The sequence below is a fragment of the Streptomyces sp. SYP-A7185 genome, from assembly GCF_046103685.1.
Lineage (GTDB): Bacteria > Actinomycetota > Actinomycetes > Streptomycetales > Streptomycetaceae > Streptomyces.
Map to the genome: position 1 here is coordinate 676,104 of NZ_CP122310.1, position 12,416 is coordinate 688,519.

At 71.4% G+C, this 12,416-nt stretch carries 10 protein-coding genes; 6 read left to right on the top strand and 4 right to left on the bottom strand.

Annotated features, from left to right (window positions below):
* Window positions 1-329: 329 nt before the first annotated feature.
* Both QBL25_RS02855 and QBL25_RS02860 read right to left on the bottom strand, forming a co-directional pair.
* Window positions 330-863, bottom strand: a complete 534-nt coding sequence (locus QBL25_RS02855) for a kinase (RefSeq protein WP_409062528.1) — start codon at window positions 861-863, stop codon at window positions 330-332.
* A 42-nt stretch (window positions 864-905) separates the two neighbouring features.
* Entirely contained in the window at window positions 906-2,153 is a 1,248-nt protein-coding gene (locus QBL25_RS02860; protein ID WP_409055354.1) for a low temperature requirement protein A, read from the bottom strand.
* A 251-nt stretch (window positions 2,154-2,404) separates the two neighbouring features.
* Between QBL25_RS02860 and QBL25_RS02865 the strand changes: the two genes are divergently transcribed.
* Window positions 2,405-3,610, top strand: a complete 1,206-nt coding sequence (locus QBL25_RS02865; RefSeq protein ID WP_409055355.1) for a cytochrome P450 family protein — start codon at window positions 2,405-2,407, stop codon at window positions 3,608-3,610.
* Between the two features lie 19 nt (window positions 3,611-3,629).
* On the opposite strand, the gene QBL25_RS02870 is transcribed toward QBL25_RS02865, so the two are convergent.
* Both QBL25_RS02870 and QBL25_RS02875 read right to left on the bottom strand, forming a co-directional pair.
* A complete protein-coding gene (locus QBL25_RS02870; protein ID WP_409055356.1) occupies window positions 3,630-4,091 on the bottom strand; it encodes a hypothetical protein in 462 nt (153 codons plus the stop codon).
* Window positions 4,092-4,184: 93 nt separating this feature from the next.
* Window positions 4,185-4,430 (bottom strand): hypothetical protein, encoded by a 246-nt coding sequence (locus QBL25_RS02875; RefSeq protein ID WP_409055357.1) that lies wholly within the window; start codon window positions 4,428-4,430, stop codon window positions 4,185-4,187.
* 970 nt (window positions 4,431-5,400) lie between these two features.
* On the opposite strand from QBL25_RS02875, the gene QBL25_RS02880 reads away from it, so the two are divergent.
* The 5 genes from QBL25_RS02880 to QBL25_RS02900 all read left to right on the top strand — a co-directional run bounded on the left by QBL25_RS02880 (window position 5,401) and on the right by QBL25_RS02900 (window position 12,414).
* A complete protein-coding gene (locus QBL25_RS02880; protein ID WP_409062529.1) occupies window positions 5,401-6,879 on the top strand; it encodes a sugar transferase in 1,479 nt (492 codons plus the stop codon).
* A 73-nt stretch (window positions 6,880-6,952) separates the two neighbouring features.
* Window positions 6,953-8,269 (top strand): nucleotide sugar dehydrogenase, encoded by a 1,317-nt coding sequence (locus tag QBL25_RS02885; RefSeq protein WP_409055358.1) that lies wholly within the window; start codon window positions 6,953-6,955, stop codon window positions 8,267-8,269.
* Complete coding sequence (locus QBL25_RS02890; protein WP_409055359.1) at window positions 8,259-9,527, top strand: glycosyltransferase family 4 protein; 1,269 nt, start codon at window positions 8,259-8,261, stop codon at window positions 9,525-9,527. Before QBL25_RS02885 ends, QBL25_RS02890 begins: the two co-directional genes overlap by 11 nt.
* Window positions 9,524-10,888 (top strand): Wzz/FepE/Etk N-terminal domain-containing protein, encoded by a 1,365-nt coding sequence (locus QBL25_RS02895; protein WP_409055360.1) that lies wholly within the window; start codon window positions 9,524-9,526, stop codon window positions 10,886-10,888. The genes QBL25_RS02890 and QBL25_RS02895 overlap by 4 nt, the downstream gene beginning before the upstream one ends.
* Entirely contained in the window at window positions 10,885-12,414 is a 1,530-nt protein-coding gene (locus QBL25_RS02900) for a Wzz/FepE/Etk N-terminal domain-containing protein (RefSeq protein ID WP_409055361.1), read from the top strand. The genes QBL25_RS02895 and QBL25_RS02900 overlap by 4 nt, the downstream gene beginning before the upstream one ends.
* Window positions 12,415-12,416 lie beyond the last annotated feature (2 nt).

Below are 12,416 nucleotides of genomic sequence, written 5' to 3' on the forward strand. Positions count from 1 at the left end.
CCACCGGCCCTCGGTGGCCCCGTTCGACGTCCCGTCGGTGCCCCGCCGCATGCCCCGCCGACGACGGGAGCCGCCCGTCCGGGTTTCCGGGCGGACGGCTCGCGTCGGGTGTTCAGAGATCTCCATCGGCGGCGGACAATAGCGTCCTTGGCCGCTGGACGACACCGGCCACAAGCCGGCGACGGGATTCGAACCCGCGTTGCTCTCTTGACAGGAGAAGGAACCGCAGCCTGCGCACCTGAACGAGCTCTACCGTAGCCGCGGGGCGGTCCAAGGTCATCCGCATTTACGCGGCGGCGGGGCCCCGCACCGCCAGGGGCGGGGCCCGGTCAGTTCTCCCTCGCGGGGAGGTCCGCCAGTCCGGTGTCGCGCATGACCCGGTCGACCGTCTCGGCGAGCGAGCTGCCGGCTTCGACGACGGTCTCCAGGCCGCCGGGCAGCAGATCGAGGTCCCGGTACCACTCCCTCAACTGCCGCTCGTCGACCTCGTGCGCGATCGGCTTGGTGGCATGGCGGGCGAGGGTCTGCTCGAAGGGCACGTGAAGGTAGTAACCGTGGGACGGACCCCGGTGGTCGGCGCGCAGCCGGGCGAGCATCTCACCGTAGTGGTCGGCGTACAGGATCCCCTCGACCAGAACGTGATACCCGGCGTCCAGCGCGTAGCGGGCAGTGGCATCGATCAGGCCGATGTTCGCCGCGCCGGGCCGGTCGCGCTCGCGCAGGACGATCCGGCGCAGGTGATCCTGCTCCACCCAGGCCAGGCCGCGGCCGAACCGCTCCCGGACACCGGCCGCGACGGACGACTTGCCCGAAGCGCTGTTGCCCCGCACGACGATCAGTCTCGTGTTCTCAGTGCCCACCATCATCCGGGGGAGGCTATCGACACCAGTCCCCGGCCCGCGTGCTCACGCGCTCCGCGCGGCCCTCTTCGGCCGCAACCCCGTCACGTACCCCAGCAGGCCCCAGCCCGCCCCCGCGACCAGCAGCCACACCACCGCGACCGCGGGCAGCCCGCCCCCGAAGGCTCCGATCGCCAGTGCCAGCAGGAGCGGCGGCAGCAGATGGCCGAGCAGTCCTCTCCAGTCGGGCGCACTGTTCGCCGCCCGGCGCGACACGACCGCGGAGATCGCGGCGATGACGACGTACGCGGCGAAGCTGCCGCCCAGCACCCAGCGCACGTTCTGCGGCAAATCGCCGTGCCGATGCTCCATCGCCGCGCCGAGGCCCGCGGCCAGGGCGGTCAGCGCGCCGTTGGTGACGCAGTGCAAGAGCAGCACGAGCCGGGGCGGGACGGCGGACTCGCGCAGGTTCGGCACCCCGCCGTACCCGTGCACGAGCGACAGCCGCCAGATGGACACGAGCAGCAGGAAGCCGGCGAGTCCCAGTCCCCGCAGCGTGTGGTCCCAGCCCGCGCCGGAGCCCACGGTCACGAGTTGGGCGACGCTCTCGCCGAGCACGATGATGGTGAACAGGCCGAGCCGCTCGCCCAGGTGGACCGGGTCGATGTGGGCAAGGGTGAAGTTGAGCCGCTCGCTGTCCTTGTCGCTGAGGCCGCCCCGCTGTTCGGCACGGCGCTTGACCGCGGTGCGGCGCGCCTCGGCGTTCTCCTGAAGACTGGCGGCGGACATGCTGAGCGTGGCCCACAGGTCGATGGCCAGACCCGCCGCCCACAGCCAGTAGCGCGCCGGCCCGTCGATCCAGATGGAGACGATCCAGGGCGTCACGCCCGCGGAGAACTGCGCGACGGGCCAGTCCACCAGCATCTCCTGGCGGCGCCGCCAGGCCCCGCTCGCCACGAAGCGCAGCACCACGTAGGTGAGGGCGAACGCCTGCTGGTGCTCGCCCTCGTGGACGCCGGTGACCGACGCGGCCAGGACGGCCATGCCCAGCATGCCGATCAGCATCGTCCAGGTGCGTGCCCGGTCGCCGGCGACGTTGCCGTAGACCGTGAAGCACATCCAGATCGTCCAGAACGCCAGGTAGAGAAGGGTGAACAGCCCGACGTCGGCCAGGGTCGGCTCGCCGTGCAGCACGTGCGCGAGCTGTGCCGTGCCGGTCACGACGATCAGGTCGAAGAAGAGTTCCAGCCAGGTGGCGTGGCGCTCCTCGGCGGTGGGTGAGTGCGGCTGATCCCTGCCGGATGAATCTGACACATATTCACCTTAAGGCGGACAAGCCCCCGTGACGGCGCACGCGGCGCCGTCACGCAGGCCTCGTGCGCCCGCATGCTCGCCTGCTCGCGCGCCCTCGCATCCTCACGTGCTCACGTGCTCACGTGCGCCGGCGGCCACCCTCCGATCGATCGACGGAGCCACCCAAACCGGGGAGCCCTCCCCGGTTCATGTTACGGTCACCCCTGACACGTAAACGGGGAGTGTTCCCCACTTCTTTCCCGGAGTCACCCATGCGCACGCAGCAACCCACCGTCCAACTCGCCGATCTCACCGCGGACTTCATCGGTGATCCCTACTCCGCCTTCACCGCGCTGCGCCCCCGCGGGCCCGTCCATCACGTGCGATTCCCCACCGGGGACGAGTCGTGGCTGGTGATCGGGCACGAGGAGGTCCGTGCCGCGTTCGCCGACCCCCGACTGCGCAACGACGTACGGCACTCCGCCGACTTCGAGGACGACGGGCTGTACGCCGTGGGCCGCAACATGCTCCAGGTCGACCCGCCCGACCACACCCGCCTGCGGACGCTGGTGGCCCGGGAGTTCACCGCCCGCCGCGTCCAGGCGCTGCGGCCCCGCGTCCAGGAAGCGGCCGACGCGCTCCTGGACGCCGTGGCCGATGACGGCCGTGCCGATCTGGTCAGCGCGTACGCCTATCCGCTGCCGCTCACCATCATCTGCGAGCTGCTCGGCGTGCCGGAGGCGGACCGGGCCGCCTTTCGGGTGTGGTCCACCAAGGTCGTCGCCCTCGACGACCCCGAGCAGTCCCTGCGCGCCTCACAGGAGATGGCCGTGTATCTGGCGGGGCTCGCGGAGGAGAAGCGGCAGCTGCGAGAGGCGCCGGAGAGCGACCTGCTGCACGCCTTGGTCCGCAGCCACGACGGCGACGGCGCCGACCGGCTCACCCCGGAGGAGCTGCTCGGCATGGCCTTCCTGCTGCTCGTCGCGGGGCACGAGACGACCGTCAACCTCATCGCGAACGCCGTGCAGCTGCTGCTCGGCCACCCCGCGCAACTCGCCGCCCTGCGCGCCGACCCCGCGCTGCTCAAGGGCGCCGTGGAAGAGACGCTGCGCCTGGAATCCCCGGCGCCGGCGGGCACGTACCGCTACGCCGCCGAAGCGCTCACCCTCGGCGGCGTCCGGATACCGGCGGGCGCACGCGTGGTGCTCTCCATCGCCGCCGCCAACCGCGACCCCGCACGCTTCCCCGCCCCCGACCGCTTCGACGTGCACCGTGATCCGGCCACCACCCGCGCCCATCTCGCCTTCGGGCACGGCCTGCACCACTGCCTGGGCGCCCCGCTGGCCCGCCTGGAGGCGACCTTGGCGCTGGGCGCGCTGCTGGACCGCTTCCCCGACCTGGCCTTCGACGGCGACGGCACACCGCGGTGGCGCCCCAGCCTCATGCGCGGCCTGCGAGAACTGCGGGTGCGCTGGTAGCCGACCGCGCCAGGAGACGTCAGGTGGCGCGACGGGCGCCGTCCGCGGTGCAGGGCAGCTCGGCCGCCGAGTGGTGGGCGAGGAAGTCGCGGGTCGCCTGCCGTTCGGTTTCGGTGATGGCCGTGGGCTTGACGTCGATCATGCCGCCGAAGGGGCGGTCGACGTCGCGGATGATGCACAGCGTGGTGGTGAGCAGCGCGGTGATCACGGTGAGGGTGATCAGCTGGCCGCGGTTGTTCCTGCGGGGCATGCAGATGCCGAGGGCCACCACGGTGATGACCAGGGTGGCGAGCAGGAACCAGAAGATGGCGCTCGGGATGCTGGCGGTCGCCTGGGTGAGGCGTTCCTCGCGTTCGTCGGAGCGCTTGTGGTCGGCGGCGACCAGCATGCCGAACACCGGCTTTCCCTCCACCTCGCGGAAGCCGCGCCGCAGATCCGTGGACCACACGCTGGGCGCCGCGGAGCCGTTGCCGTCGGCCATCGCGGGCCATTCCTTGGCGCGGACGGCACGTGCGTAGCAGACGGCGTCGGCCTGGATCCGAGCCCGCGCGGCCTCGGGCGCGTACTCGGCGGTTTACACCAGCTGGTCCAGAGCGCGGGCCTCGCCGCGGGAGGCGACCTCGGCCTTGCCGTAGGAGCCGTTGGCGGTGACCAGCACGAAGGCCAGCAGCAGCACGGTGAGGGTGAGCAGGGGCCCCACGAGGTCCTTGACGGCCATGCCGCTGTCGTCGTCTTCGCTGAGCAGCCGGGGCCGCAGGAATCGGTTGGCCGCGACTCCGATGAGCAGGGCGAGTGCGGCGACGACGATGACGAGGACCACGAGGGTGCACCTCCGGGGGCGGTCGGCGGGGGGTCTGCGCTCCGGGCGCCAAGTGATCTTGTCCCGTCACCGCGCTCGCGACCACGCGAAACGGCCGCTCGCCCTCACACGAGTGACACGCCTTGCGCCAGTGGATGGGGGTGGGGGTGCGCACCTCACGCTCGCCCCCGTGGGCGGGCGGGAGACCCGAAGGCCGATTCGGACTCTTGACGGGGTGTCTCATCCTGCTCTTGACGGGGTGTCCGATCCCGCCGTCCGGCGGCCCTCGGCCATTGGCTCGATCGGCGTCCCATCCGGGCCGGGGCCCCGCGGACCACACCCCTCCCACCGTCACCGATCCCGCTCCGGGAGGGGTTAAACATTTCCGCCACGATCTTTACCAACTCCCCCTGGGAGCAGCAATGTTGGCGGTCATCGCGGAGTGGAAAACTCCGGTCGTCACAGGTCACACGGTGTATCCCCCGGTTCCGGCCACCCATGTGCAAAGGCCGCCAGTTGAACGTGCTTCAAAGCTTGAGCACAAATCTCACACATCCCCTCTTCAGACCGGCGCCAATGGTCTAGATTGACCGTGCTTCACATGTGGACACCAGGCGACAAAAGATGATCTATGGGTCTGGCGCCGTGGACAGCCGGTATCGGCGTCCCCGTGCCGATCTTGGGGGTGATCGGTTTTTTGGGGCCCGAGCAAGGTCCGTGGGTGTTGGGGAACACCCAGGGATTCGTCGGGTTCACCGTGCATTTCGAAGGACCGGCAGGACGTGCGCGTCGCTGCCGCTTGGGTGGGGTGTTGAAGTAGCGCTGCAATGACCGGACGTCTCCGCTGGGGTCGGAGTCTGCCGGGGAATGACCGCGTGGCGCGGGGGGCGGGGGCCTCCCGGGGGAGCAACAGGGCGGGGGGCGGTGCCTCCCGGGGGGAGGAACCGTGTGGAGCAAACATGTCGAGCCCACTGGCGACCTGGGGGGGTCCGTGCAGCAGGGGGAATTAGTCAGCCCGTTTCCACCGGCGGGCGGGCGTCCGGGGAACGGGGCAATCAGCCGGCCACCGATCGATTGGGAGCAGCGCTACCGTCGTACCGTCATCACCAGTGACACCGTGGTCACCGCCTTCGTGGTCGCGGCGATCGGCGGCTTCTTCGGAGTACGGGACGCGGCCAACTGGCACGAGAAGTGGCGCATCCTCGCCTTCGGCACCGAACTGCTGGTGCTGGGAGCACTCGCACTGAGCCGGGCCTGGGCTCCGGCCGTACTGGGCCAGGGCGCCGAGGAGTTCCGGCGCCTGGGACGCTCGCTGTTCACGGCGGCCGTCGTCCTCTCGCTCGGCGGGATCGCGCTCACCTCGCGCAACATCAAACTCTGGATCTTCGTCGCGATCCCGGCGATCGCGATCGTCACCATGACCGAGCGGTACCTGCTGCGGCTGTGGCTGCACCGACAGCGCACGGAAGGCCGGTGCCTGCGCCCGGTGCTCGCCGCCGGGAGCCCGGCCACCGTGCGCGACCTGATCGCCCGGACCCGCAAGTTCTCCCACCTCGGCTGGCGGGTCGAGGCGGTGTGCACACCCGACGGGCGCGGACCGGAGGGCGACCATCTGGACGGGGTGCCGGTCGTGGGCCAGCTGACGGACGTGGCCAACCACGTCCGCCGCGACGGCTATCGCGTCGTCGCCGTCACACCCGATCCGCACTGGTCACCCGACCGCTTGCAGCGCCTTGCCTGGAACCTCGAAGGCAGCGAGGCCGAGATGGTCGTGGCCCCGGTGCTGATGGAGGTGGCAGGACCGCGGCTGCACGTCGACGCGGTGATGGGGATCCCGCTGCTGCGCGTCAGCATGCCGACGTTCACCGGCGGCCGCCGGGTGGTCAAGGGAATCGTCGACCGACTGGGCGCGGCGGTCCTGCTGCTGCTGTTCGCGCCGCTGATGGTGCTCGTCGGACTGCTCGTCCTGGTGGACAGCCGGGGCGGGGCGCTGTATCGCCAGCGCAGAGTCGGCAAGGACGGCCACGAGTTCACCATCTTCAAGTTCCGCACCATGGTCACCGGAGCGGACGGGGCCCGCGCGGAGCTGGCCGACCGCAACGAAGGCGCGGGCCTGCTGTTCAAACTGCGCCGGGACCCGCGGGTGACCCGGGTGGGTGCGGTGCTGCGCCGGTACTCGATCGACGAACTCCCGCAGCTCTTCAACGTGCTCACGGGCTCGATGTCGCTCGTCGGCCCGCGGCCACCGCTGCCGGAGGAGTCCGCCGCCTACGGCCCGGACATCCGGCGGCGGCTCCTGGTCAAGCCCGGGCTCACCGGCCTGTGGCAGATCAGCGGGCGCAGCGACCTGCCGTGGGAGGAAGCGGTCCGCCTCGACCTGCGGTACGTGGAGGACTGGTCGCTCGCCCTGGACACGGTGATCTTGTGGAAGACGCTGCGCGCGGTGGTCCAGGGGCAAGGGGCCTATTGATGCCCGGAGGGCGTCGCCGGGCCGGGGAACGCAAGGCAGGCCGGAAGGGCCTGCCTGGGGGGAGGAACGGAATATGAGGATCAGCGTCTTAGGGCTCGGCTATGTGGGCTGCGTGTCGGCCGCGTGCCTGGCAGGCATGGGCCACGAGGTCATCGGCGTCGACGTCAACCAGGTGAAGGTCGACCTGGTCAACGACGGCAAGGCTCCGGTGGTCGAGGAGCGGATCGGCGAGCTCATCGCCGAGGTCGTCAAGACCGGAGCGCTGCGCGCCACCACTGACGTCCACGAAGCGATCATGGGCAGTGACGTGTCGCTGGTCTGCGTGGGCACGCCTTCGGAGCCCAACGGCAGCCTGTGCACCACGTACTTGGAGCGGGTCACCGAACAGATCGGTGCCGCGCTGGCCGAGCGGGACGGGCGGCACACCGTGGTGTTCCGCAGCACCATGCTCCCGGGCACCTGCCTGAACCTGCTGGTACCGATCCTGGAGAAGCACGTCGGCGGCACCGCCGGCGTGGACTTCGGGGTCGCGGTCAACCCGGAGTTCCTGCGCGAGGGCACCAGCGTGCGGGACTTCTTCGACCCGCCCAAGACCGTCATAGGCGAGTTCGACCCGGCCAGCGGCGACGTGGTCGCGGCGCTGTACGAGGGACTGCCCGGCGAGGTGTTCCGGGTGCCGGTCCCCACGGCCGAGGCCATCAAGTACGCGGACAACGCGTTCCACGGCCTCAAGATCGGCTTCGCGAACGAGCTGGGCGCGGTGTGCCAGGCCCTCGGGGTGGACTCCCACCAGGTCATGGACGTGTTCCTGGCCGACCACAAGCTGAACATCAGCCCCGCCTATCTGCGGCCGGGCTTCGCCTTCGGCGGCTCCTGCCTGCCCAAGGACCTGCGCAGCCTGCTCTACGCGGCGCGGCGGGCCGACGTGTCGGTGCCCATCCTCGCGCACGTGCTGCCCTCCAACTCCGAACACCTGGCACGCGCCGTGGAGTTGGTGGAGCGCACCGGCAAGCGCCGGGTGGGCCTGTTCGGGCTGTCCTTCAAGCCCGGCACCGACGACCTCCGCGAGAGCCCGCTGGTCGAACTGGCGGAGAGACTCTTCGGCAAGGGGTACGACCTGCGGATCTACGACGCCAACGTCAGCCTGTCCCGGCTGATCGGCGCCAACCGCGAGTACATCGAGACCCGTCTGCCGCACATCGCGCAGCTGCTCGTGGACTCCGTCGACGAGGTGATCGAGCACGCCGAGGTGTGCCTGGTCGGAACCAAGGATCCCGCCGTTCTCTCCGCGCTGCCCCATGGCGACGGCCCGGCGATCGTCGATCTCATCCGTCTACCCGACGCCGAAACGCGCCGGACCGAACCGGGGTACACAGGCCTTGCTTGGTAATAGCGCAACCAGCGACGACCGGCCGAGCCGGCGAGCGCTGATCTTGGTGGAGAACCTGTCGGTGCCGTTCGACCGGCGGGTATGGCAAGAGTGCACGACACTGCGCGACGCGGGCTGGGAAGTGCACGTGATCTGCCCCCAGGGGCTGAAGCGGGACACCGAACCAGAGGCGGAGATCGACGGGGTGCGGATCCACCGCTACCCCTTACGCGCGGCCACCGGGGGCCCGGCCGGCTATCTCAAGGAGTACGGCTCGGCGCTGTGGCACACCATCCGGCTGGCCCGCAGGGTCGGTCCGGTCGACGTGGTCCACGCCTGCAACCCGCCCGACCTGCTGTTCCTGCCCGCGCTGTGGCTCAAGCGGCAGGGCGCGCGGTTCGTCTTCGACCAGCACGACCTGGTGCCCGAGCTGTATCTGTCCCGGTTCGGCCGCGGCAAGGACCTGCTGTACCGCGCCGTGTGCGCGCTGGAACGGCGCACCTACCGGGCCGCGGACATCGTGCTCGCCACGAACGAGAGCTACCGCGACGTCGCGGTGCGCCGGGGCGGCCGCAGACGGGAGGACGTCTTCGTCGTGCGCAGCGCGCCCGACACGGACCGCTTCCACCCCGTGCCGCCGGAGCCGGAGCTGAAGCGCGGCAAGCCGCATCTGCTGTGCTACCTCGGCGTCATGGGCCCGCAGGACGGCGTCGACTACGCCCTGCGCGCCCTGGCGAAACTGCGCGACGAGGTCGGGCGCACCGACTGGCACGCGGTGTTCGTCGGCGCCGGCGACACCTTCGACGCGATGGTGGAGCTGTCCCGGCAGCTGGGGCTCGCCGAGCAGGTGCAGTTCACCGGGCGTATTCCGGACGCCGACCTGGTGCGCTACCTCTCCACGGCGGACGTGTGCCTCTCGCCCGACCCGCACAACCCGCTCAACGACGTGTCGACCATGAACAAGGTCCTTGAGTACATGGTCATGGGCCGGCCCATCGTCTCCTTCGAACTCCGGGAGGCACGCGTCTCCGCCGGGGACGCCGCCGTCTACGCGCCCGCCAACGACGAGGCCGAGTTCGCCAAGCTCATCGCGCTGCTCCTGGACGACCCGGAGCAGCGGGTCCGGATGGGCGAGGTCGGCCAGGAGCGGATCGGCGGGGAGCTGTCCTGGCGCAACTCCCAGCGTTCGCTGCTCGCCGCCTATGCCGCCGCCACCCGGGACCAGGCTCCGGTCTCGCCGCGCCGTCCGCCGCGGGCAGGACGGAGGCCGCGCCCATGAGCGACGACACGATTCGACTGGTCACCATCGGGCGGATCCTCCGCCGGCGCTGGCGGCTCCTCGCCGCCCTCGCCCTGGTGGGCGCGCTGCTGGGCTACGGCACCTCCTTGCTGTTCCCGCCCAGCTACACGACGACGGCCTCGGTGCTGCTGCCGGGCCAGTGGGAAGAGCGCGAACTGCTGACCCAGGCGGAGATCGCGAGCAGTTCGGAGGTGGTGGACCGCGCGGCCGACACCCTGCACTGGAGCGGCGTCAACGGCACCGAGCTGCGCGATCAGGTGAGCGCCACGGCCGCCGACGGGAACATCATCAAGATCGCGGGCACGGCCGAGAGCCCGGCGCGCGCCCAGCGGCTCGCCGACGAGGTGGCCGACCAGTTCGTCACCTTCGCCGCGCGGATCGCGGGCGACAACACCGACTCCGAATCGGCCACCGGGCCCGAGTCGCTGCGCCAGAAGGTCGTGCAGACCAACCGCAGGATCACCGACCTGGCCAACGCCGCCGACCCCGGGCAGACCGTGGAGAGCGTGCAGGCCCGGACCGAACTGGAGAAGCTGCGCACCGCGCTGGCCGAGGCGATGAAGAAGCTGGACCAGGCCGACCCGGCGTCGAACAAGGCCAACATGGTCGTCATGGGGTCGGCGGCACGGCCGACCGGCGAGGCACCACCGACGCGCACACAACTCGTCGTCGCCGGGGCGCTGCTGAGCTTCCTGCTCGCGGTCATCGGCCATCTCGTCGCCGCACGGATGAACCGCCGCCTTCGCACCGAAGGGGAGATCGCCGCGGCGCTGGGTTCCACGCTCATCGGCACCGTCGACGTACCCGGTGAACGCGGAGCGCACCAGAAGGAGGGCAGCGGCCTGCGGGCCTGGCTGCGACGGCTCCTGGCCCTGGACGCGCGGTGGGACATGCCCGCCCCGCAGGCCTCCGGCGACGAGGCCAGCCGGCGCACCCGCTACCGGCGGGTGTGCGTGCGCCTGCGCAACAAGCTGCCCGCTCCCCGACGGCTCCTGCTCCTGGTCCCGGACGGCGACGAGATCGCCCACCGGGCGGCCGGACAGCTGCTCACCGAGGCCAAGAACGATCCGCAGCTGAGCCTGGCGCAGGTCTCGGTGGACCGGCCGATGGTCCCCGACCGCGACACCGAGTCCGGCGCCCTGGTCGTGCTCAGCGCGGGCAGCTGGACCGCCGACGAGCTCGCCGGCATCGCCGGTGCGTGCGCGGACGCCGGGCACGAGGTCGTCGGCGCCGTCGTCGCCGGCCCGGTCCGCACCCGCCCCGCGCGCACGGACGCCCCTGCCCCGCAGACCGCCACACCGCTCACGGTGGGCGGCGACGCGAGGGGAGGTGCGGTGTGAGCACGAGCAAGACCGACAAGACCGACGAGTCCTCGACCACCGCTCCCCTGCTCGACCTCCAGGCCCTCGTGGTGGCGGTGCGCAGGCGCCGCCGCCTGTGGGCCTCGCTGGCGCTGCTCGGGCTGCTGGCCGGCGCGGCGGTGGCGGTCCTCATGCCGCCCCCGCCGACCGCGACGACCAAGGTCCTGGTCACGCACCAGGAGGACCAGGCCAACGACACCGGCACGCTGATCCGCACCGACGTCGAACTGCTGGGCACCACGCGCATCGCCGGCAAGGCGCTGAAGGCCCTCAAGTCCCCCGAGAAACCGGAGGACTTCCTCCAGGACTTCCGGGGCACCGGCCTGACCAACAACCTGCTGCAGATCGACGTGACGGCCGACAGCGACGCCGAGGCGGTGGCCCGCGCCAAGGCGCTGGCCGACGCGTTCGTCGCCGACCACGTACGCCGGATGCGGGAGACCGCGAAAGCCGAGTCCAAGGCCCTGCTCGACCAGCGTGACCGCATGCGGGACGAGCTCGCCAAGGTCAACCAGGCGATCGGTGACCGCTCTCCGGACAGCGATCCCAAGGAGTCGGCGAGCGTCGAGTCGCTCTTCGCCCGCCGGGCCGAACTGAACTCGCGCATCGCCGACTTCGACCAGCGCGCCGCCGAGGCACGCACCGGCACCCCGAAGATCATCGCCGGGACGCAGATCGTGGACGCGCCCCGCGCGGTGGAGCACTCGCTGCCCAAAGCCGCCGTCACCAACGCGGCGATCGGGTCCATCCTCGGACTCGTCCTGGGGCTCGCGGTGGCCGCCGTCGGCGCGGTGGTGGCAGGACGCCCCGTGCTGCGCCGGGAGATCGCCTCGAACCTGGGCGCCTCGGTCATCGCCGAACAGCGCCGCAGGCCCGCTCGGCTGTGGCGCAGCCGCCGCAGCCGCGCGGCACGCGAGCGGCTCACCGCGACGCTGGCCCGCGTCGTGCGCGGCTCGACGGAGCCGGTGTCCCTGCTCGAACTGGGCTGCGCGCGCACCACCAGCGTCATCGCCCTGGACGTGGCCAGAGCCCTGGCGGCGGACGGGCCCGTGGTCGTCGTCGACGGCCTGCCCGGACCGCAGCTCGCCCACACCCGCCGGGATCCGGCCGATCCGGCGGTGGTCAGCGGCGAGCGCGCCGCGGCCGTGGCGCACCAGGTGCGCCGGCTCGGCGTCGGCTCGGTCGCACCCGGCACGGCCTGGACCGACCTGCAATACCTCGGCGGTCAGACGGTGCTCGTCGTGCGGGCCGGGCACGGCAGCGCCGCATGGCTGCACACCGTGGCACGGCAGCTCGCGGACCAGCGCATCCCCGTGCTCGGTGTGGTGCTGATCGACCCCGACCCGCGGGACCGGACCGACGGCACGCTGTGGGACGGGCTGCACATCGCGCTGCGGGGCCACGGCGAGCGGCTGGCCCGGCAGAACGGCATGGGCCAACAGCGGACGGAGCGGCAGCCGATGTGGGCCGCACGCGTCCCGGACAGCGACCAGGAGGCCCGCTAGAC